At 65.6% G+C, this 24545-nt stretch carries 25 protein-coding genes; 17 read left to right on the forward strand and 8 right to left on the reverse strand.

Features of this window, described 5'->3' with window-relative positions; all coding sequences use genetic code 11:
- Nucleotides 1–260 precede the first annotated feature (260 nt).
- Both motB and motA read right to left on the reverse strand, forming a co-directional pair.
- Complete coding sequence (gene motB, locus HUJ28_08890) at nt 261–1118, reverse strand: flagellar motor protein MotB (protein MBD3619576.1); 858 nt, start codon at nt 1116–1118, stop codon at nt 261–263.
- A 19-nt stretch (nt 1119–1137) separates the two neighbouring features.
- A complete protein-coding gene (gene motA, locus HUJ28_08895; protein ID MBD3619577.1) occupies nt 1138–1995 on the reverse strand; it encodes a flagellar motor stator protein MotA in 858 nt (285 codons plus the stop codon).
- 221 nt (nt 1996–2216) lie between these two features.
- On the opposite strand from motA, the gene HUJ28_08900 reads away from it, so the two are divergent.
- The 3 genes from HUJ28_08900 to HUJ28_08910 are packed head-to-tail and all read left to right on the forward strand — an operon-like array spanning nt 2217 to nt 5277.
- On the forward strand, nt 2217–3647 hold the full coding sequence (locus HUJ28_08900; protein ID MBD3619578.1) for an HDOD domain-containing protein: 1431 nt from the start codon (nt 2217–2219) through the stop codon (nt 3645–3647).
- Nucleotides 3647–4735: a PA0069 family radical SAM protein gene (locus HUJ28_08905; GenBank protein MBD3619579.1), complete on the forward strand. Its 1089-nt coding sequence runs from the start codon at nt 3647–3649 to the stop codon at nt 4733–4735. Before HUJ28_08900 ends, HUJ28_08905 begins: the two co-directional genes overlap by 1 nt.
- A complete protein-coding gene (locus HUJ28_08910; protein ID MBD3619580.1) occupies nt 4732–5277 on the forward strand; it encodes a mismatch-specific DNA-glycosylase in 546 nt (181 codons plus the stop codon). The genes HUJ28_08905 and HUJ28_08910 overlap by 4 nt, the downstream gene beginning before the upstream one ends.
- A 53-nt stretch (nt 5278–5330) precedes the next feature.
- Here HUJ28_08910 and gltA read toward each other — a convergent pair whose 3' ends face one another.
- Nucleotides 5331–6632 carry a citrate (Si)-synthase gene (gene gltA, locus HUJ28_08915; GenBank protein ID MBD3619581.1) on the reverse strand — a complete coding sequence of 434 codons (1302 nt, stop codon included), beginning with the start codon at nt 6630–6632 and terminating at the stop codon, nt 5331–5333.
- A 143-nt stretch (nt 6633–6775) separates the two neighbouring features.
- Here gltA and HUJ28_08920 point away from each other — a divergent pair, with 143 nt between their 5' ends.
- Nucleotides 6776–7048, forward strand: a complete 273-nt coding sequence (locus HUJ28_08920) for a hypothetical protein (protein MBD3619582.1) — start codon at nt 6776–6778, stop codon at nt 7046–7048.
- A 235-nt stretch (nt 7049–7283) separates the two neighbouring features.
- Here the strand turns inward: HUJ28_08920 and HUJ28_08925 are convergent, their stop codons facing one another.
- The 5 genes from HUJ28_08925 to flgA all read right to left on the reverse strand — a co-directional run bounded on the left by HUJ28_08925 (nt 7284) and on the right by flgA (nt 11254).
- Nucleotides 7284–8516, reverse strand: coding sequence for an HDOD domain-containing protein (locus tag HUJ28_08925; protein MBD3619583.1), 1233 nt, complete (start codon nt 8514–8516; stop codon nt 7284–7286).
- 139 nt (nt 8517–8655) lie between these two features.
- Entirely contained in the window at nt 8656–9402 is a 747-nt protein-coding gene (locus HUJ28_08930) for a flagellar brake protein (GenBank protein MBD3619584.1), read from the reverse strand.
- A gap of 86 nt (nt 9403–9488) precedes the next feature.
- Nucleotides 9489–9983 (reverse strand): flagellar protein FlgN, encoded by a 495-nt coding sequence (locus HUJ28_08935; protein ID MBD3619585.1) that lies wholly within the window; start codon nt 9981–9983, stop codon nt 9489–9491.
- A 10-nt stretch (nt 9984–9993) separates the two neighbouring features.
- Complete coding sequence (gene flgM / locus HUJ28_08940) at nt 9994–10305, reverse strand: flagellar biosynthesis anti-sigma factor FlgM (protein MBD3619586.1); 312 nt, start codon at nt 10303–10305, stop codon at nt 9994–9996.
- 112 nt (nt 10306–10417) lie between these two features.
- On the reverse strand, nt 10418–11254 hold the full coding sequence (gene flgA / locus HUJ28_08945) for a flagellar basal body P-ring formation protein FlgA (GenBank protein MBD3619587.1): 837 nt from the start codon (nt 11252–11254) through the stop codon (nt 10418–10420).
- A 165-nt stretch (nt 11255–11419) separates the two neighbouring features.
- On the opposite strand from flgA, the gene HUJ28_08950 reads away from it, so the two are divergent.
- The 13 genes from HUJ28_08950 to flgL all read left to right on the forward strand — a co-directional run bounded on the left by HUJ28_08950 (nt 11420) and on the right by flgL (nt 23908).
- Nucleotides 11420–12352: a chemotaxis protein CheV gene (locus tag HUJ28_08950; GenBank protein MBD3619588.1), complete on the forward strand. Its 933-nt coding sequence runs from the start codon at nt 11420–11422 to the stop codon at nt 12350–12352.
- A 72-nt stretch (nt 12353–12424) separates the two neighbouring features.
- Entirely contained in the window at nt 12425–13276 is an 852-nt protein-coding gene (locus tag HUJ28_08955) for a protein-glutamate O-methyltransferase CheR (protein MBD3619589.1), read from the forward strand.
- A 276-nt stretch (nt 13277–13552) separates the two neighbouring features.
- The gene (flgB, locus tag HUJ28_08960) at nt 13553–13948 is read left to right on the forward strand and encodes a flagellar basal body rod protein FlgB (GenBank protein MBD3619590.1); all 396 of its coding nucleotides are present in this window, start codon (nt 13553–13555) and stop codon (nt 13946–13948) included.
- A gap of 3 nt (nt 13949–13951) precedes the next feature.
- A complete protein-coding gene (flgC, locus tag HUJ28_08965) occupies nt 13952–14368 on the forward strand; it encodes a flagellar basal body rod protein FlgC (protein ID MBD3619591.1) in 417 nt (138 codons plus the stop codon).
- A gap of 9 nt (nt 14369–14377) precedes the next feature.
- Nucleotides 14378–15049, forward strand: coding sequence for a flagellar hook assembly protein FlgD (locus HUJ28_08970; GenBank protein MBD3619592.1), 672 nt, complete (start codon nt 14378–14380; stop codon nt 15047–15049).
- A gap of 17 nt (nt 15050–15066) precedes the next feature.
- Complete coding sequence (gene flgE, locus HUJ28_08975) at nt 15067–16320, forward strand: flagellar hook protein FlgE (protein ID MBD3619593.1); 1254 nt, start codon at nt 15067–15069, stop codon at nt 16318–16320.
- An 18-nt stretch (nt 16321–16338) separates the two neighbouring features.
- Complete coding sequence (flgF, locus tag HUJ28_08980; GenBank protein MBD3619594.1) at nt 16339–17079, forward strand: flagellar basal-body rod protein FlgF; 741 nt, start codon at nt 16339–16341, stop codon at nt 17077–17079.
- Nucleotides 17080–17102: 23 nt separating this feature from the next.
- A complete protein-coding gene (flgG, locus tag HUJ28_08985) occupies nt 17103–17888 on the forward strand; it encodes a flagellar basal-body rod protein FlgG (protein MBD3619595.1) in 786 nt (261 codons plus the stop codon).
- A 35-nt stretch (nt 17889–17923) separates the two neighbouring features.
- On the forward strand, nt 17924–18598 hold the full coding sequence (gene flgH, locus HUJ28_08990; GenBank protein MBD3619596.1) for a flagellar basal body L-ring protein FlgH: 675 nt from the start codon (nt 17924–17926) through the stop codon (nt 18596–18598).
- Nucleotides 18599–18611: 13 nt separating this feature from the next.
- Nucleotides 18612–19718 (forward strand): flagellar basal body P-ring protein FlgI, encoded by a 1107-nt coding sequence (locus HUJ28_08995; GenBank protein ID MBD3619597.1) that lies wholly within the window; start codon nt 18612–18614, stop codon nt 19716–19718.
- Entirely contained in the window at nt 19718–20725 is a 1008-nt protein-coding gene (flgJ, locus tag HUJ28_09000; GenBank protein MBD3619598.1) for a flagellar assembly peptidoglycan hydrolase FlgJ, read from the forward strand. The genes HUJ28_08995 and flgJ overlap by 1 nt, the downstream gene beginning before the upstream one ends.
- A gap of 67 nt (nt 20726–20792) precedes the next feature.
- Nucleotides 20793–22694, forward strand: a complete 1902-nt coding sequence (gene flgK / locus HUJ28_09005; protein MBD3619599.1) for a flagellar hook-associated protein FlgK — start codon at nt 20793–20795, stop codon at nt 22692–22694.
- Nucleotides 22695–22696: 2 nt separating this feature from the next.
- Nucleotides 22697–23908 (forward strand): flagellar hook-associated protein FlgL, encoded by a 1212-nt coding sequence (flgL, locus tag HUJ28_09010; protein MBD3619600.1) that lies wholly within the window; start codon nt 22697–22699, stop codon nt 23906–23908.
- Nucleotides 23909–24545 lie beyond the last annotated feature (637 nt).

The raw sequence follows: 24545 nt of genomic DNA on the forward strand, positions 1-24545 counted from the left end.
ATGTCTGGTCGCAGTGCTAACCCCGATCGTGCCTTGCGGCGCTCCTACGGGTGCCGATGTTTCGCGTAGGAGCTGCGCAAGCTGCGATACCCATGCTTGGGTGACGTGCCTTCCCCGATCGCGCCTTGCGGGCGCTCCTACGGGTGCCGGTGTTTCGCGTAGGAGCTGCGCAAGCTGCGATCTCCGTACTTTTCCTATCGCGCCTTGCACCCAGAGGGCATAAACAGCGCACCTACGAAGGTTTGCGGCTTGTAACTTTATCACCGCCCTTCGTGCTGGATCGCTTCTTCCGTGCGCTTGTTCATCACGATGATGCTGATGCGCCGGTTGATGGGGTTGTAGGGGTCTGCCTTGTCGAACAGGACGGAAGAGGCCAGGCCGACCACGCGTCCGACCTTGTCCTGCTGCAGGCCGCCGGCGACCAGTTCGCGACGGGCGGCGTTGGCGCGGTCGGCCGAGAGTTCCCAGTTGCCGTAGTTCTCGCCGGGGTAGGGGCGGGCATCGGTATGGCCGGTGATGCTGATGTGGTTGGGTACGTCGTTGATCACCTGGGCGATGTCGTGGAGGATCTCGCGGGTATAGGGCTGCAGGCGGGCGCTGCCCACGGCGAACATGGAACGGTTTTCCTTGTCGACGATCTGGATGCGCAGACCTTCGGGGGTGATGTCCAGCAACAACTGGTCCTTGAAGGGCTGTAGCGCCTGGCTCTTCTCGATGGCGGCCTCAAGCTCGGCCAGCAATTCTTCCAGCCTGCGCTCCTCGGCCTGCTCGGCCAGCTTCTCGATGGTCTCCTCGTCCATGCTCTCCGGGGAGGGCGGTTCGCTGTAAAGCTCCATGGAACCACCGTGGTCGATCATGCTGGTGCTGGCGCCGCCCGGCCCGTCGATGGCATTCGGCGAAGGCCTGGGGCTGGCACCAAAGGTGGGCGACGGATTCTCGAAGTACTCGGAGATGGCGGCCTTCTGCGTCTCGTCGGTGAAGCCCAGGATCCACAGCAGCAGGAAGAAGGCCATCATGGCGGTGGCGAAGTCGGCGAAGGCGATCTTCCACGCGCCGCCGTGGTGGCCGCCCTTCTTGACGACCTTCTTGACGACGATTGGTTGTTTCTTGTCCTCCATCGCTTCCGCCTGAGACTGATCAGCCCCGCTGGCCCTTGAGATGCTCCTCGAGCTCCTGGAAGCTCGGGCGCAGGCCGGAAGCCATGGTCTTGCGACCGAACTCGACGGCTACCTGCGGGCTGTAGCCCTGCACGTTGGCGAGGATGCAGGCCTTGAGGCAGGTGAGGAACCGGGTCTCTTCCTCGGCGCGGCGTTCCAGGGCCGTGCTCATGGGGCCGACGAAGCCGTAGGCCAGCAGGATCCCGAGGAAGGTGCCCACCAGGGCCGCCGCCACCTTGCCCCCGATCTGCTCGATGGGCCCGCCGATGGATTCCATGGTGTTCACGATACCGAGCACAGCAGCCACGATACCGAAGGCGGGCAGGGCATCGGCGACACGCTGCACGGCATGTCCGGGCTCGGCAACTTCGTGGTGATGGATCTCGAGTTCGACATCCATGAGGTTGTCGAGCTCGAAGGAGTTCATGCTGCCGCTGACCACCAGGCGCATGTAGTCGGAGATGAATTCCACGGCATGGTGGTTCTTTAGGATGCGGGGGTACTTCTGGAAGACCGCGCTTTCCTCCGGTTCCTCGATGTCGGATTCGATCCCCATCAGGCCCTCCTTGCGCGCCTTGCTGAAGAGGTCGTACATCAGGCCCAGCAGGTCCATGTAGTCCTGTTTCTTGTAGACGGAGCCACCCAGCAGCGAGGGAATGCCCTTTATGACCTGCATCACCACTTTCATCGAATTGGAGATGATGAAGGCACCCAGTGCGGCACCGCAGATAATGACGATTTCGAAGGGCTGCCAGATGGCCAGCAGTTTTCCTCCGTGAGCCATGAAGCCGCCGAGGACGGACACCATGACGACAATGGCGCCAAGAATCAGGTTCACGAACAGGTTCTCCGTGTTGTTGCGGTCTGTCGTTCCAGCGTCTCGCGGCAGGGCGGTCGCCGGATCAGGGGGCCATGATACCCAAGATTCACGGGCAACGGATACCCGCGATTGGCAGACCGGGCATTCCCGTGTAGCGGTAAAGTTGCATCAAACGTGCGAGATTCGTTCATAATAACCCAGCAGCACCTTCAGTTTTTGCGAGTATCGAGCGCCAGTCCATGTCCGAAGAAGATCTGCAGTCTCGTGTAGAAGACGCCCTGCGTACCGAGCTTCCCATCCTGCCCGAGACGCTTGCCCACATCGAGGCCCTGCGCGCCCGGGACGACATGGCGATGCGCGAGATCGGCCAGGAGCTGCTGCTCGATCCCGGGATGGCCCTCAAGCTGCTGCAGACGGCGAATGCACATCGCCAGCGCCATTTCCACGAGGACGTGGTCGACCTGGACAAGACCGTGATGCTGCTCGGCCTGGAGCGCGTGACCGGCATGGCCCGCGAGCTGCCGACCATCGCGGCGCCACTGGACACCCATGTCCAGACCCAGCTGCGGCGGCTCTACGCCCGTTCCTGGCTGGCCTCGCTCATCTGCGAGGACTGGGCTCGCCACCGGCACGATATCGCCCCCCAGGAGGTGGCGCTGGCCGGCCTCTTCTCTCATATCGGCGGGATCACCCTCTGGCTTCAGTCTCCCGGGCAGATGATGCAGCTCGAGGCGCTGCGTCAAACCCCGGGCGCCACGCCGGAGGAGGCCGAGTATGTGGTGTTTGGCGGCAGTATCGAGTGTTTCGGTCACGCGCTGGCCAGGGCGTACGGCCTGCCGCAGCTTGCAGTGGAGAGCCTGTCCTCCCGCTATGCTCAGGAATCACGCACCCTGGGTGTGATGCTGGCCGCCCAGGTCGCCTACCAGGCCACCCACGGCTGGCAGGCGACGCATTGCCGGGCCCTGCTGGACATGGCCCGGCAGTACCTCGACCTGCCCTGGGAGGCGTTTGTCGAGCGCAGCAACCGGGTGCTGGAGCGTTTCAACCAGCGCGCCGGCCACTACGGCATCCGTCCGCTGGCGCTCCTGGGAGACGAGCCACCTGCCGTTGGCACCGCGCACGAGGCGCCGGCGGCCTTTTGTCTCGCCCCCCGTGGCGATCGTCTGGCCACGGCCGTGGCCACCCTGTCTCGCGGGGAAGGCGAAGCCGGCGGCTATCTGGCACAGGCCCTGGACCTGATGCGCGATGCCCTGGGACTCAACCGCCTGTTCTTTGCCCGCCGGCTCGCCGATGGCACCCTGGCCCCCGAGGCCCTGGTCGGCACGGATTATGAACCCGACTTCAACCACCTGCGGTTCTCCCCGGAGCCGGCCAACCTCTTCAGTGCGCTGATGCAGAAGCCCTCGGCGGTCTGGGTCAACGAGGACAATGCCCGCAAATACTGGGGTCATGTACCTGCCACATTGCGCGCGCTGCTCGACGGGCCCTCCTTCATGGCCATGTCGGTGTTTGTCGATGGCGAACCCTACGGCCTGCTGTATGCCGACCGTCGCAACCCGGCCTGCCGGCTGGATGCGCGCAGCTTCGACACCTTCAAACGCCTGGTGGCCATGCTGGCCCGTCGCCTGGAGCAGCTGCTGCCGGCCGACAGGCGGCCATTCGCCGACTGATGGCGAAGAGGACGGGATCCGGTCTGAAGGGGCGTGGGGCGCAGAGCAACCGCGACGGGCGCTTCGAGTCGCTGGAACACGTGCCCTTCGCCGATGGCTGGGACGGGGCGGAGGAAGACCTCGCCCCCCTGCGCACGGAGCTGATCGAGGATCGGGCGCGCAGCGTGATCACGCACAACGACTCCCCGGATATCCCCTTTCGCCAGTCGATCAACCCCTACCGGGGCTGCGAGCATGGCTGCAGCTACTGCTTCGCCCGACCCAGCCATACCTACCTCGGTCTTTCCGCCGGTCTCGATTTCGAGAGCCGGCTGTTCTACAAGCCCCGGGCGGCCGAGCTGCTGGCAAGTGAGTTGCGCCGTCCCGGCTATCGCTGTGAACCCATTGCCCTGGGCGTGAATACCGATGCCTACCAGCCGGTGGAGCGGCGCCTGCAGATCACCCGGCAGCTGCTCACGGTGATGCGCGACTTCGGCCAGCCGGTTTCCCTCATCACCAAGTCGGCGCTGATCGAACGCGATCTGGACCTGCTGGCGCCCATGGCCGCCGATGGGCTGGCCGAGGTGATGATCTCCATCACCACCCTGGATACAGATCTCGCCCGGCGCATGGAGCCGCGCGCCGCCTCGCCGGTACGGCGCCTGCAGACGATCGCCCGGCTGGCCGGGGCGGGTGTGCCGGTGGGGGTGCTGGTCGCCCCGATCATCCCCGGGCTCACGGATCACGAGATCGAGGCCATCCTGGCGGCGGCGGCAGAGGCCGGGGCGGGGGAGGCGGGCTACGTGATGCTGCGCCTGCCGCATGAGCTGCGTGAACTGTTTCCGGAGTGGCTGGAGGCCCAGGTGCCGCTGCGCGCCGGCCACGTGATGAGCCTGCTGCGCGACCTGCGCGGCGGGCGGGCGAACGACCCGCGCTTCGGCAGTCGCATGCGTGGCGAGGGGCCCCTGGCCGACCTGGTGGCCCAGCGCTTTGCGGTGGCCACCAGGCGCCTGGGACTCAACCGCAGTCAGCGCATCCGCCGGCTCGACTGCACGCGCTTCGCGCCGCCGCCCCAAAGCGGCGACCAGCTCGGGCTGTTCGAATCATGAAGACCCTGCCGGACTACCTGGCGCCAGGGCTCGACATCGTCTCGGTAGGCCTCAATCCGTCCGTGAATGCGGCCCGGGCCGGCTTTTACTTCGCCACGCCCCAGAACCGCTTCTGGCGCGCCCTGAATGCCTCCGGTCTGCCCGCTGCACCCCTTGAACCTGGTGTCGCGGCCATGGAGACCCTGTTCGCGCGCGACCGTATCGGTTTTACCGATGTGGTCAAGCGTCCGACCCGCAGCGGCTCGGCCCTGCGCGCGGCCGATTTTCGTGCCGAGGCGCCGCGCCTGAACGAGAAGCTGCTGGGCTGTGCGCCGCGTATCGTCTGGTTCCATGGCAAGGTGGCCTGGCGACAGTTCCTGGTGCATGCCGGGTATGCGGAGGCGGCCGGTGACTGGGGGGAGCAGGGGGTGCGTATCGGCGAGGCGCGGGTGTTCGTGAGTCCCAACCCGAGTCCGGCCAACGCGCAGTTCTCGCTGGCGGTCATCACCCAGGCCTATCGTGAACTGGCGCGTTTGCGCGAGACACTGACAGGCACTGCATGAAAACGAACACGCCCGCGCGAGGCGGGCGTGTCCGAGGGCGGTAGCCGGCCGGCTCAGCCGCGCTGGTCGATGGGCACATACTCGCGCGCGGCCTCGCCCGTGTAGAGCTGACGCGGACGGCCGATGCGTGATTCCGGGTCCTCCATCATCTCGTTCCAGTGCGAGATCCAGCCCACGGTGCGGGCCAGGGCGAAGATCACGGTGAACATGTTCAGCGGGATGCCCATGGCACGCAGGATGATGCCGGAATAGAAATCGACGTTCGGGTAGAGCTTGCGCTCCTGGAAGTACTCGTCCTCCACGGCGATCCGCTCCAGCTCCAGCGCGATCTCGAACAGTGGCTGATTCTCAGTGCCGAGATGGGCCAGCAGCTCGTGACACATCTTGCGAATGATCTTCGCGCGCGGGTCGTAGTTCTTGTAGATGCGATGCCCGAAGCCCATCAGGCGGAAGGGATCGTCCTTGTCCTTCGCGCGGGCCACGTAGTCCTCGACCTTGCCGCCGGATTCCACGATCTCCTCCAGCATGCGGATCACGGCCTCGTTGGCCCCGCCATGCAGCGGTCCCCACAGCGAGGCGATGCCGGCGGAGACCGCGGCGAAGGGATTTGCCTCGGAGCTGCCGGACAGGCGCACGGTGGAGGTCGAGGCATTCTGTTCGTGATCGGCATGCAGGATCAGGATCAGGTCCATCGCCCTGGTGAAGAGCGGGTCCGGTTTGAAGTCCTCGGTGGGCACCGCGAACATCATGCGCAGGAAGTTCTCGGTGTAGCTCAGCGCGTTGTCCGGGTACATGAAGGGCTGGCCCAGCGAGTACTTGTAGCTCCAGGCCGCGATGGTCGGCATCTTGGCAATCAGGCGATGGGCCGCGATCTCGCGCACGCGCGGGTTGTGCACGTCGCTGGAGTCGGCGTAGAAGGCCGACAGCGCGCCGACCACGCCCACCATGATGGCCATCGGGTGGGCATCGTGGCGGAAGCCGTCGTAGAAGCGGCGTACGGCTTCCTGCACCATAGTGTGCTCGGTGATGATGGTGTCGAACTCGTCGAGCTCCGACTTCGTCGGCATGTGGCCGTAGAGCAGCAGGTAGCAGGTCTCGAGATAGCTGCTCTTTTCGGCGAGCTCCTCGATCGGGTAGCCGCGGTACATCAGCACGCCCTGCTCGCCATCGATGAAGGTGATGGCGCTGCGGCAGCTGGCCGTGGACATGAAGCCCGGATCATAGGTGTAATACCCGAGTTCGCGGGACAGCCCGCGTACGTCGATGGCCGGGGCACCCATGTTACCCCGCAGCACCGGGAGCTCGATCTGCTTGCCGGTGGCGTTGTCGGTCACCGTCACTGTGTCCTTGCCCATCGCTAGACACCTCTGCTTATTCAAGTCTGGTTGACGACGGTCATCCCGGCGCTGCCGGATGCCGGTGGAAAGTGGTATATGCTACCAGAGTAGACCATGAAACGCCCGGTCACGGGCGGTCCGAGAATGACGATGGAGGGTGGATGTCAAAGCCGACCGACGACGAGCTGAAGCAGGCCCTGGCGGAGGCCGCCCGCATGCGCGAGCAGGGGCAGGACCCGCAGCACATCGCCAGGGCGCTGCTCAATCTGCATTACCGCCAGCGCTACCTGGAAGACGTGCTGGTGGCCGCTGAACACTACCTGCGCGGCCAGGGCGAACAGGATCATGCGCGACTGGTGCGGGCCATCGAGCACTATCACGAGGCCGATACGCGGACGACGGGGAGAGACGAGGAGACGGGGTGGCTGGCGTGAAGCCGGGTTCAATCGCCACAGAGGTCAGAGCGCCCATAGAGTAGGCGCGGCGCATCGTTCGGTGTGCAGCTGTGTCAATGGGCCTGTAGGAGCGCCGCAAGGCGCGATTGCCCTACCAGGCGAAGCTGTCGTCCCTGTTCGCGCCTTGCGGCGCTCCTACGAGTCTCCTTCTCTCATGTGGACTGTGTGCCCGCTTTGTGGCGCAAAGACCCTCTGGTACCGCATCCGGCCGGGCTCAGGCGTTGAGCATGGCCTTGATGCCGTTGATCTCGCCCTCGGCCTCCTGCAGTACCTCGATGCGCCCTTCGTCGTTGGCGTCGCCCAGGCCGAGCTTGGCGAAGACGGGCATGTCGTTGAGCGCCGGTAGCTGGGGTTCCATCGGGGTGCCGACCAGGCTGTAGCGACGGGCGGCGAGCACGATGTCGGTATAGTCGGCTGCCTCGCCGGTGTCGCGGCGCCAGTTGCCGGCGGCATCGACCACGCTGGTGATCTCCGGGTCGAAGTTCCAGAATTTCATCACCAGCACGCCGATCGGTGCGCAGAGCTTCCCGATGACGGCATCGAGTTCGTCCGGGGTCGGGTCGAGGCCGGATTTCTCCACGTACTGCAGGATGGGTACACCGCCGATGGCATGGAGCAGGCCGGCCAGCAGGGCGCGTTCCGGGTCGAAGGGCTTGCCGACGCGGCGGGCGATGATGTAGCTCAGCGCCGAGACGTGCACGCTCTGCTCCCAGAGCTGGTGCATGCGTTTCTTGATGGCCGGCGATTTCACCTGGAAGCTCTGGCGCATGGCGATGGTGGTGGCCAGGCTCTGGGTGGTCTTCAGGCCAAGACGCACCAGCGCGTCCTTCACCGTATTGATCTCGCTGCTGCCGCGAAACAGCGGGCTGTTGGCCGCATGCAGGACGGCCCCCGCCACGGCGGCGTCCATCTGGATGATCCTGGCGATCTCCGGGATGCCGGTATCCGGGTCGCTGGCGGCCTCGCGCAGGCGCAGGGCCACTTCCGGCATGGCCGGCAGTTCCAGTTTTTCGGCCTGGTAGGCGGCATAGATCTCGGCGAACACCGCGCTCTCGGTCTCGCTGACCTCGACCTCGGCCTCGACCTCGTAGCCGGACAGGTTCTCGTCGTTGAGCAGCTTGCTGAACAGTGCCTTGTCCACCCGCAGCAGTCTGCCCGTCGTCTCGGCAATGGCGAAGTCATGCTGTCCGCGATCGGAGAAGAGGGGCAGGTTGGCCCGCGGTGTGCCGCCCTCGACCGTGCCGGCGATCTGTCCCTGCGAGGCCATACCGAGCTTGCCCTCGAGCAGGTAGAGCATGTGCGCGGCCTCGTCGCGTGCCGACAGGCGCGCACCTGGTGACAGTTCCTGCACGCTGGCGTTGGCGGCAAGGGCGGAACGGTTGGCTTCGCTCAGTTCCTTGATCGGGATGAGCTGCGGAAAGACGCTGCTGGCCAGTTGTTCGGTCATGGTATCGGGTGCGCTGGTTGTGGTTGTTATTCCGGGCCGGACCCTGCTTGCTCGTGCCGGGTGGTACCCGCAGGTCGTTTATACTACGCGTGGGCCGATTTTCACAGCAAGACGGGGTTTTTCGGCGCGATTGATGCGATCAGCGGGCAGTGCGCCGACGCATCTCGTCACGCTCGAGCATGTACACGCAGCGTTGCACGGCGCGCTCATGCTGTGGGTGCAGTTCGATGAACTGCAGGCCGGCCACGAGTTCGCGCCGTTCCTCGTCGCGCTTGATGAAGCGCACCTCCAGCTGGCAATCGATCACGCCCACGCCCGGCAGGTCCACCGTGCAATGCGGCAACTGCATGCCCTGCTCGATGGGGGCGTTCAGGGGGAAGGATGCGCCCACGCCGCCAATGGAAAGATCGCGCATCTGGCCGGCAGCCAGGGCGGGGTTGTCCTGGTCGCCGACCTTGAGCGGCGCCTGCGTGCCGAGCCCGACGTGAATCCGGTAGTGGTTGCGCTTCTGGCCGTGAAAGATCAGCGAGGGCATTGGAGCGCGATACCAGGCGATGCCGCGTTCCTCGCCGAACTCGCGGATGTCGACCTCGAAGTAGATGCCCACGCCTTTTACCCGCCCGAACACGCTGCAATGGCCGGTCTGGCGCAGCAGCTCGTGCCCTTCACGCGGGGTGAGTTCGTCCAGGGTGATGAGGTCGCGGTCGGTGTCGATGGCGAGCACGGCGCTGTTGTAGGTGGCGTCGTGGCCGGGCAGGCCGATGGTGACCAGGGCGCGGTGTTCGATGAGTTGCTTGACGAGATTGACGATGCGCAGTCGTTCTTCGACGACGTCGGTGTTCTGCTGCAAGGTCAGCCAGACGCCGGACGGGTCTTTCTGATCCATGGTGTTGTCCGTTCCCGGGGGATGCGTCAGGGCCGACGCTCCCGTTATCGTTGTTATGGTGTGTGCCGGTGGTCGGTCCGGCGACGTCAGGCCTCGGCGATGCTGCGGCTGCGGCCGATGCTTCGCGTGTGGCCGTCGGCGCCATAGGTCGACGTGCCGGTGGTCTCCCCGCGCAGCACGTCGAGTGCGAACTGCACCTGGCGCTGACTCAGCTCGACCAGTCCACCGTTGGTCAGGTTCTGAGTCTCGCATTCATGCAGCAGCGCGGCAAGCCGTTGCCAGCTGCGTGCCAGCCCGCCGCTGCCGTCCAGCCGGGCCAGCAGGGCATCGAGGCCCGCGCTGTCGGCCGTCAGGTGCTGCGCCGCCAGCGTCTCGCGCAGCTGCCGGTCGGCCTCGGCGAGTTCGGCCAGCAGCACCTGCTTGTCGGCGAGCAGCCGGCCGAGGTCGTCAGGGGCCTCGGTGGTCACATGGGTGAGGAGGTCGTATTCCCGTGTCAGCAGGGCATGCAGGCGTTCGGCCAGGGCGGTCTGCGCCGAGAGCAGGGCGGTGAGGGTGTCGCGTGGTGAGGAGTGGGAGGCCATGCGGTTGCCCTTAGAGCTCGTCCTCGATACGCATCAGCTGGTCGGCGATGCGGGTGGCGTCGATCTGGTACTCGCCGTTGGCGATGGCGGCGCGCAGGGCCTCCACGCGGTTGTTGTCGACCACCGGCTGCTTGCGGACCTCGGCCTCGAGCTCGCGCAGCTGCTGGGCGGTCTGGGTCAGGGTGACGCGGTCACCGGCGGCGGGCTGGCGGGTCTCGCCCTCGGCCTTGCCGGGCGCCTGGCCTGCCGGTCCCTGGGTGCGGTTGCCGTCGCCGATTCTCGGCGGCTGGCTATTGTTCAAGTCATTGATTTTAATGGACATGGTATTCGGCCTCCTCGATTACGCGGTCCTCACAGGGCAGTGTATCGGCCGCGCCGGTGAAATCTTTAGTAAAAATGTGTCCCGTCTTCGTCGGTCGGTACATGCTGTCGCCTCAAGGGTTCATCCGCACCGTGCCGTCGGCACTCACCACGCCTTCCACCACCCGCTCGGAACGCAGGTTACGCACCCGGATGCGCTCGCCGGCGGCGCCGTCCGACAGGGCCTTGCCGCTGGCACGGATCTCCACCCCCCCGCCGCCGGCCACCAGTGTGACCACCTGGCCGCGGCGGATCAGGTTGGGGGCCTGTACGGAACCGCGATCGATCACATGGCCGGTGGCCAGGGGGCGGCGTACGTCCATGCCCAGCACCTCGTCCAGCGAGGTGAGAAAGCCGCCGGGCAGGCGCGTGATGTCGCGTTCCTCCAGGCGCACGTCCGCCTGGCCGAGTGATTCGCCGCGGGCCAATGGCCGGGCGGCCACGGCCACGTCCGCGTAGATGCGGGCCGTGACCTGGGCGAAGAGGTTCCAGGGCGTGCTGCCGGTGCAGCGGACGCCGATGGTGCTGGTGCCGCCGATGCGCCCGCCGGCCGGCAGATAGGCCTCCAGCGGCACATCGCAGGCCGCCAGGCGCAGGCGCGGGTCCAGCGGGATGGATTCGATCTCGTAGCGGTAGCCCTGTTGTTCCAGATAGGCCGCCGCGTGGTCGCGGGCCGCCTCGCGAATGCTGGCGTGGTCCTGCAGGGCCGAGGCCGGCAGTGGTGCGGCCGGCATCAGCAGGGCGAGCAGGGCCAGGGCACCGGCCAGGCGACGGGAACTTGACGCTTTCCTCCGTACCCGGTCATCGCGCGCGGCGACCGTCGCGGAAATCTTGACGCCTGTCTGCCGCCGGCGATGATTTTCCGCACAGGCGTGCAAGCTCGCGGATTTTCTGGAGGTTTTCTGCATCATCAGGCGACGCTGTCGTGAATTCCGTGTATAAAATGACTGTTCATGGATCGAATCCCCCGTACTGGTTTTGCATCTGGACTTGCAAGTTGCGTGCCGATTCAAGCTTGTGTGGTGGCAGCCGATACAGGGCAACACAGAACAACCAAACGATCCAGGAGCGATGACATGGCAGGCGTACTCGATGGCGTGAACCAGCGTACCCAGCTGGTGGGCCAGAACCGGATGGAGCTGTTGCTCTTCAGGCTGGGCGGCCGGCAGCGCTTCGGCATCAACGTATTCAAGGTGCGCGAGGTCATTCCCTGTCCTGCATTGACCCGGCATCCGAATGCCAGCGCGGTGGTGCGCGGCATGGCCAACATCCGCGGGCAGACGCTGCCGGTGATCGATCTTGCCCAGGCCCTGCGCATGCGGCCGATCGAGAATCCCCGCGAGCACTTCGTCATTCTCACCGAGTTCAACCGCAGCGTGCAGGGCTTCCTCGTGGATGGTGTGGACCGCATCGTCAACATGAACTGGGAAGAGATCAAGCCGCCGCCCAAGGGCATGGAGCACAAGGGCTACATGACGGCCGTCACCCGCGTGGACGATGAGCTGGTGGAGATCGTCGACGTGGAGAAGGTGGTGGCCGAGGTCATCGGCATGAAGATGGAGGTCTCCGACTCCGTGCGCGAGCAGGTGCGCCACGGCGGGCGCGCCAGGCGCCGCGTGCTGGTGGCGGATGATTCCACGGTGGCGATCAACCAGGTTCGGCGCGCGCTCGAACAGGTGGAGATCGAATGCGTGCTGGTGCGCAACGGGCGCGAGGCCCTGGAGCAGCTGCGACGCTGGGCAGAGGCCGGGGACGTGCGCGACGAGATCGACATGCTGGTGTCCGATATCGAGATGCCGGAGATGGACGGCTACACGCTGACCACGGAGATCCGGCGCGACCCGAAGCTCAAGGACCTGCCGGTGATGTTGCATTCCTCGCTCAGCGGCGTGTTCAATACCTCCATGGTGGAAAAGGTGGGGGCCAACTACTGGCTGTCCAAGTTCAAGGCCGACGAGATGGCGCAGACCGTCCTGGACCACGTCCAGGCGGAAGAGGCGGCCGAGTGAGTCGTCCGGTTTCAATCCACGCATGAATTTCCCGGTGTTGTCAGTCGGGGAAGCCGTCCGGTGTCCGTTCCCATGCCAGGAGTTGCCGTGGTAGCCGACAGAACGCTGTCGCCAGAAGAGTACAGGATCTTCCAGGAATTCCTGCAGAAGACCTGCGGCATCGTGCTTGGTGAAAACAAGCACTACCTCGTCACCAGTCGGCTGATCGGCCTGCTGGAGGAGTTCGGCGTGAGTTCGGTGAGCGAGCTGCTGGCGCAGCTGCGTACCGGCCGTGCCTCCGCCCTGCAGGACCGGGTGATCGAGGCCATGACCACCAACGAGACTTTCTGGTTTCGTGACGGCTTCCCCTTCGAGATCTACCGGAACCAGCTCCTGCCCGAGCTGGCGGCGAAGAACGGTTCCAGCGTGAAGATCTGGTGCGCGGCCTGTTCCACCGGTCAGGAGCCGTATTCTCTGAGCATCGCCACCCAGGAATACCTGCAGGCCCAGCCCGGTCGTCTCAAGGCCCCGGTGCAGATCGTCGGCACCGACATCTCGCCAGCGGTGCTGCGCGAGGCGGCCACCGCTCGTTACGATGTCCTCTCCATCGCGCGCGGGCTGTCGCCGGAGCGCAAGCAGCGTTACTTCACCGCCACCCCCGAAGGCCGGTTCGAGGTGCGTCCCGAGATCCGCCAGCGGGTGAGCTTCCGCGCACTCAACCTGCTGCAGAGCTATTCCGCCATGGGGAAGTTCGACATCATCTTCTGCCGCAACGTGCTCATCTACTTCTCAGTCGACCTCAAGCGCGACATCGTCGAACGCCTGGGGCAATGTCTCAATCCCGGCGGCATCCTCTTCCTCGGCGCCTCCGAGTCCATGGCCGGCCTGTCCTCCTCCTTCGAGATGGTGCGCTGCAATCCAGGCGTGATGTACCGGAAAAAATAGTCGCAAGCCGCAAGTTCAACAAAATGGCGGGCAACGTCCGCCACAAACGACTTGCGACTTGTAACTTGCGACTCGCTCCCTAAAGTTTTTCCCATCACGGCCGCTAGTTTGTCTGACACCTGCCTTGCCGCCAGGCGGCGGATTTTTGCCGCTTTGCTTGCCGCCCACATGGCGGACTCTGTCTAACCCCCTGTTTTTTCTCGCATGTCATCCTCTGGCACGGCTCTTGCTGCTGCCCAGTCGAGCCCGACGTTTCCGGTCGGAGGAGAGAACGACATGCGACTGAGCATCGACAACCATTTCGGTATCCACGACGACGCACTCAAGCTGCGTTCGCAGCGCATGGAACTGATGGCATCGAACCTCGCCAACGCCGACACCCCCGGTTACAAGGCCCGCGACATCGATTTTCGCGCTGCACTGAGCGAGGCACAGGCGTCGCAGGGTGTGAACCTGCGTACCACGCATGCCTTGCACATGCCGGTGGCCGATGGCGTGCTCGGGGCCGAGGTCAAGTACCGCGTGCCCACGCAGCCCTCCCTGGACGGCAACACCGTCGACCCGCAGCTCGAGAATGCCGCCTTTGCCGAGAACGCCGCGCGTTACGAGGCGACCATGAGCTTCCTCAACAGCAAGATCAACGGCCTGCGCAGCGTACTGCGGGGAGAGTAATCCATGGCATCGTTTTCCATCTTCGATATCTCCGGCTCGGCCATGAGCGCCCAGTCGGTGCGCCTCAACACGGTGGCCAGCAACATGGCCAACGTCGATGTGGTCAGCCCCACGCCCGAGGGCGCCTACAGGGCCAAGCAGCCGGTATTCCAGGCCGTGCTCGACAGCATGGGTCAGAACACGGGCAAGGTACCGGTACGCGTCACCGGGATTCGCGAGAGTCAGGCCGAGCCCATGCAGGAATACGCGCCCAGTCATCCGCAGGCGAATGCCGAGGGCTACATCTATCGCTCCAACGTGAACGTGGTGGAGCAGATGGCCGACATGATGTCCGCCTCGCGCAATTACCAGACCAACGTGGACGTGCTCAATACCGTGAAGCGGTTGATGCTGAGCACCCTGCGTCTCGGCCAGCAGTAAGGAGTCCTCATGACCAGCATCGACAACAGCCAGCTCTACACCGAACTCGGTTATGCCAACCGCTTGGACGGCGGCAAGAAGGATCGCCTGGGACAGGAGGATTTTCTCAACCTCATGACCGTGCAGCTCGCCAACCAGGACCCCTTCAAGCCGATGGAAAGCGGTGACTTCCTCGGCCAGCTCGCCCAGTTCGGCACCGTGTCCGGGATCGAGGACCTGCAGAAGTCCTTCAGCTCGCTGTCGGGTTCGCTGGCCTCCAACCAGGCGCTGCAGGCGGCCTCGCTGCTGGATCGCGAGGTGCTGGTGCCGGTGCAGTCGGCGCCGACGAATGCCGATGGCACGATCAGCGGTGCGGTGGACGTGCCCTATCCGGCCACCGACGTGGTGGTCGGCATCTACGACCAGGCGGGCCAGGAAGTTCGCCGCATGACGCTGGGTCCGCAGGGTGCCGGCTTTGCCGAATTCACCTGGGATGGTCGCAACAACCGGGGCGAGGTGATGCCTGCCGGTGAATACACGCTGCGCGCCGAGGTGAACTCGGCCGGCAAGACCGAGGCCTCTGATGTGATGGTGGCCGCGCGGGTGGAGAGTGTGTTGATGGATAGCCGGGCCGGCGGACTGTCGCTGGACGTCACCGGACTGGGTAATGTCGCTTTCGCCGATGTGCGAAAGATCGGTTAATCGCGGAGGGTTGAGATATGCCGTTTCAAATCGCACTGAGTGGCCTGAGCGCCGCATCCTCTGACCTCAAGGTCACGGGCAACAACATCGCCAACGCCAGCACCGTCGGCTTCAAGGAGTCGCGTGCCGAGTTCGCCGATGTCTTCGCCGTCTCCTTCGGCGGTATCAGCAACACGGCCATCGGCGGTGGCACGCGCCTGGCGGCCGTCACCCAGCAGTTCACGCAGGGTAACGTCGACCCCACCGGCAACGGCCTGGACATCGCTGTCAACGGCCAGGGCTTCTTCGTCTACAACAACAACGGCGTGAACAACTACAGCCGCAACGGCGCCCTGCAGGTGGACCGTTCCGGCTACCTGGTGGATGCGCAGAACCGTCGCCTGCAGGTGTACGAGGCGCTGGACCCGTCGGGCAGCGTGTTCAATACCGGTACGCTGAGCGATCTGCAGCTTTCCACCAATGCCGGCCAGCCGGCGGCGAGCACGGCCATTAATGCCACGCTGAACCTGCAGGCGGACGATGCCGCCACGGGTGCGGCCGGGGCCGATATCGATCCCGCCGACCCGAACACCTTCAACTACTCCACCTCGGTGACGGTGTACGACTCGCTGGGCATCTCGCATACCGTCAACATGTACTTCCAGAAGACGGCCGCCAACACCTGGGACGTGCGTGCCCAGCTCAACTCGCCGGGTGGTGTGACGACCGATCTGCCGATCGGTGGTAACCAGGAAAGTGCGGTGACCTTCAATGCCGATGGCAGCATCAATACCGGCGGCCTGATCGATTTCGATGCAGTTAACCTGGCCGGTATCACCGGCGCCGATCCGCTGGATCTCGAACTGGATCTCGGCAACAGCACCCAGTATGGCGCGGGCTACAACGTCAGCGCGCTGGTGCAGGACGGCTACACCACCGGCCGCCTGAGCAGCATCGATATCGATGAAGAGGGCGTGGTCTTCGCGCGCTTCACCAATGGCCAGGCCGAGGCCCTGGGCAAGGTGGCGCTGGCCAACTTCTCCAACCCGCAGGGACTGCAGCAGCTGGGTGACAATTCCTGGGGCGAGACCTTCGCCGCCGGTGCACCGCAGCTCGGCGAGGCCGGCTCGGCCAGTTTCGGTCTGATCCAGTCGGGTGGCCTGGAGACCTCCAACGTCGACATCGCCCAGCAGCTGGTCAAGCTCATCACCGCGCAGCGCAACTACCAGGCGAACGCGCAGGTGATCAGCACGGCCGATACGGTCACGCAGACCATCATCAACATCCGCTAGGTCACGAGGTAGCCCACCATGGATCGCATGCTCTATGTCGCGATGTCCGGCGCTCGGGAGACGATGCTGGCGCAGGGCGTCAACGCGCATAACCTCGCCAACATCAGCACCACGGGTTTTCGCAAGGACCTGGAGAGCTTCATGTCCCTGCAGGTGCGCGGTCCGGTGTTCGAGAGTCGCGCCTACGCGCTGGAGCAGGGGCAGGGCGTGGACTTCACGCCCGGACCGATCCAGCAGACGGGGCGCGATCTCGATGTGGCCATTCAGGGTGACGGCTTCATCGCCGTGCAGGCCCCGGATGGCACCGAGGCCTACACCCGTGCCGGCGACCTGCGCGTGAGCAGCGCCGGCATCCTCACCAACGGAGCCGGCCATCCGGTGCTGGGCGAGGGCGGTCCGATCGCCATTCCCGAGTACGAGACGCTTACCATCGGCGCCGATGGCACGATCAGCGTACGCGGTCTCGGTCAGCCCAGCAATGCGCTGGCGGTGGTGGATCGCATCAAGCTGGTGAATCCGCCGCTGGAAGAACTGCAAAAGGGTGAAGACGGCCTGCTGCGCATGGCCGATGGTCAGCCCTTCCCGCCGGATGCCCAGGTGCAGCTGGTGGGTGGTGCGATCGAGGGCAGCAACGTGAACGGCGTGGACGCGATGGTGGACATGATCCAGCTCGCCCGCCAGTACGAGCTGCAGGTGAAGATGATGAAGACGGCCGAACAGATCGACGAGTCGGCCTCGCAACTGATCCGCTTCGGCTAGGACGAGGCAGGGGAGATAACGACATGAATCCTTCGATGTGGGTAGCCAAGACCGGTCTTGATGCGCAGCAGACGCGCATGAACACCATCTCCAACAACCTGGCCAACGTGAATACCACCGGCTTCAAGCGCGACCGCGCGGTATTCCAGGACCTGATCTACCAGAACATCCGCCAGGTCGGCGCGCAGAACACGCAGGACACCCAGCTGCCCACCGGGCTTGCGCTGGGCACCGGCGTGCGCACCGTCGCCACCGAGAAGCTGCATACCCAGGGCAACCTCACCCAGACCGGCAACTCGCTGGACCTGGCCATCTCCGGGCGCGGTTTCTTCCAGATCCTGATGCCCGACGGCAACATCGCCTACACGCGCGATGGTTCCTTCCAGCTGAATGCCGATGGCCAGATGGTCACCTCCAACGGCTACCAGCTGGAGCCGGCCATCAACGTGCCGCAGGGTGCGCAGACCATCACCATCGGCGAGGACGGCATCGTCACCGTGCAGATCGCCGGCGACAACGCGCCGGCCCAGATCGGCCAGGTGCAGATCAGCGACTTCATCAACCCCTCCGGCCTGCAGCCCATCGGCAACAACCTGTTCCTGGAAACCGCTGCCAGTGGCGCCCCGCAGACCGGCAACCCCAACATAAACGGTCTGGGTGCGGTGAATCAGGGCATGCTGGAGACCTCGAACGTGAACGTGGTGGAAGAACTGGTGAACATGATCGAGACGCAGCGCGCCTACGAGATGAATTCCAAGGCCATCTCCACCGCCGACCAGATGCTGCAGTTCATCAACCAGACCATCTAGGCCTGACCATCCAGGCATGCACTGAGGCCATAACGATGAAACCCTTCGCCCTACTCCTGCTGCCCCTGGCCCTGCTGGCCAGCGGCTGCTCCACCATGAACGCGCGCATGGACGAGCCCAAGCTGTCGCGTCCGCAGGTGGCCGAACAGCCGGCGCCGGAGGCGAACGGTTCCATCTATCAGGCCCGGCAGTCCATGTTCCTCTACGAGGATGCGCGCGCCCGCAACGTGGGCGACATCCTCACCGTGGTGCTGGTGGAACGCACCCAGGCAAGCAAGTCGGCCAGCACCTCCACCTCCAAGGATTCCTCGGTGGGCATGGCCGCGCCGAGCATCTTCGGCGAGCCGATCACGCGCAATGGCCGGGCCATCCTCAGCGCCGACATCGAGGGCTCGCGCAGCTTCGACGGCGAGGGCGGCAGCAGCCAGCGCAACCAGCTCGACGGCGCCATCACCGTGGTCGTGGTGGACGTGCTGCCCAACGGCAACCTGGTCGTCGAAGGCGAGAAGTGGATCGGCATCAACCAGGGCGAGGAACAGATCAAGGTCACGGGCGTGGTGCGTCCGCAGGACATCCAGAACGACAACAGCGTGATCTCCACCAAGCTCGGCAATGCCAACATCGCCTATCGCGGCAAGGGCGCACTCGCCGATGCCAACGCGCAGGGCTGGCTGTCGCGCTTCTTCAACAGCCCCATCTGGCCCTTCTGAGGCGGAACCCGACATGAACGCAACGCTACGCATCATCACGCTCTGCCTGCTGCTGATCGGCGCTGGCGCCGCCCAGGCCGAACGCATCAAGGACCTGGCCAGCGTGGCCGGGGTACGCAGCAACCAGCTGGTCGGTTACGGCCTGGTGGTCGGCCTCGACGGTACCGGCGACCAGACCACCCAGGCGCCGTTCACCACGCAGAGCCTGCAGAACATGCTGCAGCAGCTCGGTATTACGCTGCCGCCGGGCAGCAACCCGCAGCTCAAGAACGTCGCCGCGGTGATGGTCACGGCCGACCTGCCGCCCTTCGTCAAGCCGGGCCAGACCATCGACATCACCGTCTCCTCCATCGCCAATGCCAAGAGCCTGCGTGGCGGCACCCTGGTGCTCACACCGCTCAAGGGGGCCGACGGGCAGGTCTATGCCGTGGCCCAGGGCAACCTGGTGGTGAGCGGCTTCGGCGCGGAAGGCGCCGACGGTTCCAGCATCTCGGTCAACATCAAGAGCGCAGGCCGCATCCCCAATGGCGCCACGGTGGAGCGCGCCGTGCCCAGCGCCTTCAGCCAGGGCGACAGCCTGGTGCTCAACCTGCATCAGCCGGACTTCACCACCGCGCACCGCCTGGTGGATGCCATCAACGAGACCATGGGGCAGGGCACGGCCCAGGCCCTGGACGGCGCCTCGGTGCGGGTGCTCGCACCGCAGGACAGTTCGCAGCGCGTCTCCTATGTCTCCATGCTGGAGAACCTCGAACTGCAGCCGGGCGATGCGCCCGCGCGCGTCATCGTCAACTCGCGTACCGGCACCGTGGTCATCGGCAGCAACGTGCGCGTGATGCCGGCGGCCATCTCCCACGGCAGCCTCACCGTCACCATCTCCGAGAGCCTCGGTGTCAGTCAGCCCGGTCCGCTCGCCGGCGGCGAGACGGCGGTGGTGCCGCAGTCGCAGGTGGAGATCGCCGAGGAAGACAACCGCATGTTCCTGTTCCAGCCGGGTGTCACCCTGGATGAGATCGTGCGCGCCGTGAACCAGGTGGGGGCCGCACCGGGCGACCTCGCGGCCATCCTCGAGGCCCTCAAGCAGGCCGGTGCCCTGCGCGCGGAGCTGGTGGTGATCTAGTGGTCGCGGACTTCCAGGCAGCGCAGAACTACACCGACCTTGGCGGCCTGGCCGCGCTCAAGGCCGGTGCGCGCGAGCGCAGCCCGGAGGCCCTGCGCGAAACGGCACGCCAGTTCGAGGCGCTGTTTCTGCAGATGATGCTGCAGTCCATGCGCGAGGCGGCCGGCAGCATCGGCGGCGAGGACAAGCTGCTCGACAACGACCAGGTGCAGCTCTACCAGGAGATGTACGACAAGCAGATCGGGCTCAGGCTCGCCCAGGGCGGCGGTATCGGCCTGGCCGACGTGATCTACCGCCAGCTGGGCGGCGAGGCCGCCGGGGCTGGCAATGCACCGGGCGCGCCGATGGCCGACGCCCGGGCCGTACCGGCGCGCACGGCCATGCCGGGCTTCGCCCAGCGCCTGGCCGTGCTCGGCGCCGGGCAGCCGGCCGCGGCCACGCCGTCGGCCGCCCCGGTGTCCCCGGCGGTCACGGCCGACTGGCAGCCGCAGGATGCGCAGCAGTTCGTGGCCGACGTCTGGCCACATGCGCAGCGTGCGGCCCAGGCCCTGGGCGTGGCACCCGAGGTGCTGGTGGCCCAGGCGGCACTGGAATCCGGCTGGGGCCGGCACCAGATCCGCCATGCCGATGGTGCGGCCAGCTTCAACCTGTTCGGTATCAAGGCCGACGGTCGCTGGGCTGGCGAACGGGTGGGCGTCTCCACCCTGGAATACGTTGACGGCGTGGCCGAGCGTCAGCGTGCCGAGTTCCGCAGCTACGGCAGCCTGGGAGAGGCCTTCGACGACTATGCCCGCTTCATCCAGGACAACCCGCGCTACGGCGAGGCCCTGAGCCGCGCCACCGATGCCCGCGGCTACGTGGAGGGGCTGGCCCGCGCCGGCTATGCCACCGATCCGCGCTATGCCGAGAAGATCCTCGGCATCCTCGAGCGCCCCGAGTTCGCCGCCCGCGTGGCGGCCGTGACGGATACCCCGCTCAAGTCTGCGGGCCAGCCGCCGCTAACCTGATCCAGTGAGGGTTTACGCATGCGATCGCAACCCATGATGACAGGCATCCGGCAGGAGGAGGACAGCCATGGCTGACCTCTTCGGCATCGGCACGTCTGCGCTCAGCGCCTTCCAGCGCGCGCTGGCCACCACCGGCCACAACATCAGCAACGTCAACACCGACAGCTACAGCCGGCAGCGCGTGGAGCTGATCAACCGGCCGGGCAATGCCGCCGGCAACGGCTTCATCGGCACGGGCGTGGATTCCAGCACCGTGCGCCGCATGTTCGACCAGTTCGTGCAGCAGAACCTGGTACAGGGACATTCGGCCTACGAACAGCAGCAGATGCTTTACAGCATGGCCAGCCAGGTCGACAGCCTGCTGGCCGATCCGGATACCGGCCTGTCCACCGGGCTGCAGAACTTCTTCGGCACCCTGCACGAACTCGCCGACGATCCGACCTCCACGGCCGCGCGCCAGCTCGTGCTCACCGAGGGCGAGACGCTCGCCAACCGCTTCAACTACCTCTACGACCAGCTGGAGCAGTTGCGCAGCCGCGCCAACAATCAGATCCGCACCACGGTGGACGAGATCAACGGCATTGCCGCGTCCATCGCCGACGTGAACCGCACCATCGGCGATGCCTATGCCGCCGGTGGCGGTCAGCCGCCGAACGACCTGCTGGACAAGCGCGACGCACTGGTCACGCAGCTCGCCAAACTGGTTTCGGTGCAGACCTTCGAGCAGGACAACGGCGCGCTCAATGTCTTCATCGGCAACGGCCAGGCCCTGGTGGTCAATGCCGAGGCGCGCCAGCTCGGCGCCGGCCCGCTCGGCCCGGACATCAACCAGCTCGACATCGGCGTGGCCTCCGGCGGCGCCACCATCGACATCACCGACTTCATCAGCGGCGGCCGCCTGGGTGGCCTGCTCGAGTACCGCGACAGCGTGCTCGACCCGACCGAGAATGCCATCGGCCGCGTGGCCATCGGCCTGGCCAGCGTGTTCAACGAGCAGCACCAGAAGGGCATGGACCTGGACGGCGACCTCGGCCAGGCCTTCTTCACCGTTCCCACTGCCACCGTGCTGCCGGATACCGGTAATGGCTCGACGCTGAACGTGACCATCGCCGACGTCAGCCGGCTGACCACGGATGACTACGAGCTGCGTTTCGATGGCGCCAACTGGAACCTCACGCGCCAGAGCGACGGCCAGCCCGTGGCCATGACCGGCACCGGCACGGCCGCCGATCCGTTCCTGGTCGACGGCCTGGCGATGGAGGTGGGCGGTGCACCCGCCGCGGGGGATGTGTACGTCATCCGCCCGACCCGTGCCGGCGCCCGCCAGCTCGACACCCTGCTGACCAACGTGCGAGACATCGCCGCCGCCTACCCGGTGCAGGGGCAGGCCGACATCGGCAATACCGGCAGCGCCACGATCGATGGCTTCGAGATCCTGGACGCCACGGACCCGAACCTGCGCACCGCCGTCACGCTGACCTATGACGCGGGCACCGGTGAATTCTCGGATGGCACCAACACCTATCCCTATACCAGCGGCGGCAACATCGACATCAACGGCTGGCGGGTGAGAATCACCGGCACGCCGCAGGACGGCGACGTCTTTAGCTTCACCGACAACACCGGCGGGGTGGGCGACAACCGCAACGCCCTGGCCCTGGTGGCGCTGCAGAACACCAACACCCTGGGGGCCAATGCCACCGGAACGCCCTCGGCCTCCTTCGGCGAGGCCTATAACGAACTGGTGAGTGACGTCGGCACCCGGACGCGCAGCGCCGAGATCGCCAGCAACGCCCAGAAGGGCCTGCTGGACCAGGCCCAGTCACGGCGCGAGGCCGTCTCGGGCGTGAACCTCGACGAGGAGGCCGCCAACCTGCTGCGTTTCCAGCAGGCCTACCAGGCGGCCGCACAGATCATCAGCATCGCCAATCAGAACTTCCAGACGCTCATCACTGCGGTAGGTCGATAGCCATGCGCGTATCCACCAATGAAATCTTCCGTCTGGCCACCAATGGCGTCCTCGACCAGCAGGGCGCGATCACCCAGACGCAGCAGCAGCTCTCCAGCGGCAAGCGCATCGTGCAGCCCTCGGATGACCCCACCGGCGCCACCCAGGCGCTGGAACTGCGCACCGCGATTGCCACCACCCAGCAGTACGAGCGCAATGCCGAACTGGTGCGCTCGCGCCTGGCCCAGGAGGAGAACACCCTGACCTCCGCGGTGGGCAACCTGCAGCGGGTACGCGAACTCATCGTGCAGGCCAACAACGACTCGCAGACCAGCGAGTCGCGCAAGTCGCTCGCCTCCGAGGTACGCCAGGCGCTGGACGCCATGCTCGAGCTGGCCAATACCCGCGATGCCAATGGCGAATACATCTTCGCCGGCTTCAGGTCCCAGACCGAGCCCTTCGCACTCGATGGCGCCGGCGGGGCGAACTACTACGGCGACGACGGCCAGCGCATGCTGCAGGTGAGCGCGGTGCGCCAGATCCCCATCAGCGATTCCGGCACGCGCGTGTTCCGCGACATCCAGAACGGCAACGGCGTCTTCCGCACGCAGGACGACCCGGCCAACGCCGGTACCGGCATCATCAGCGGGGGCTCGTTGACCGACCCCGGCACCTATGTGCCGGACGACTACACCATCAGCTTTACCGAGACACCGACGGGGCTCGAATACAGCATCACCGGTGTGGTCAGCGGGGCCGTGGTCAGCAATGTGCCGTTCGTCGAAGGCGCCGATCTCGGCATCCCGGGCATCCAGCTCAGCATCGAGGGCACGCCCGCCGACGGCGACAGCTTCAGCGTCACGCCCAGCCAGCGCCAGGACATCTTCACCACCTACCAGACCCTGATCGCCGACCTGGAGACCACGCGCGGGAACAGCGCCGATCTGGCCGAGTTCCACAACGCCATGAACCGCGCGCTGGGCGACATCGACCAGGCCCTGGGCAACCTCATCGACGTGCGTTCCACCATCGGCTCGCGCCTCAACGCCGTCGACGCCCAGACCGACATCAACGAAAACCAGATCCTCAGCCTGCAGAAGACCCTCTCCGGCGTCGAAGACCTCGACTACGCCGAGGCCATCAGCCGCTTCCAGCAGCAGCTCGTCACCCTGCAGGCCGCCCAGCAGTCCTTCGTGAAGATCCAGGGGCTGTCGCTGTTCAATTTCATCCGTTAACCCGGAAAAGTCTCTGCGCCACAGAGGACACAGAGGCCACAGAGAAAAACGGAGGTTCGTAGGAGCGCTGCAAGGCGCGATGCCCATGCATGACAACGTGCCACCCTTGTCGCGGCTCGCACCGCTCCTACGCGAACGAGTGCAGCGGTTCATAGGGCGGCCCGCGGCCGCCGTGCCGGTGGTTAGGGGAAGACCCATGCGCCACAGAGGCCACAGAGAAAAACGGTGGTTCGTAGGAGCGCTGCAAGGCGCGATCAAGGATGGCAAACAAGCCAGGCATGGGCATCGCGGCTTTCGCCGCTCCTACGCGAACGAGCGCAGCGGTCCATAGGGCGGCCCACGGCCGCCGTGCCGGTGGCAGGCAGGACTGTCCAATGCGCCACAGAGGCCACAGAGGCCACAGAGGAAAACGGTGGTTCGTAGGAGCGCTGCAAGGCGCGATCAAGGATGGCAGACAAGCCAAGCATGGGCATCGCGGCTTTCGCCGCTCCTACGCGAACGAGCGCAGCGGTCCATAGGGCGGCCCACGGCCGCCGTGCCGGTGGCAGGCAGGACTGTCCAATGCGCCACAGAGGCCACAGAGGCCACAGAGGAAAACGGTGGTTCGTAGGAGCGCTGCAAGGCGCGATCAAGGATG

It is taken from the genome of Chromatiales bacterium, assembly GCA_014762505.1.
In the GTDB taxonomy this organism is placed as follows: domain Bacteria; phylum Pseudomonadota; class Gammaproteobacteria; order SpSt-1174; family SpSt-1174; genus SpSt-1174.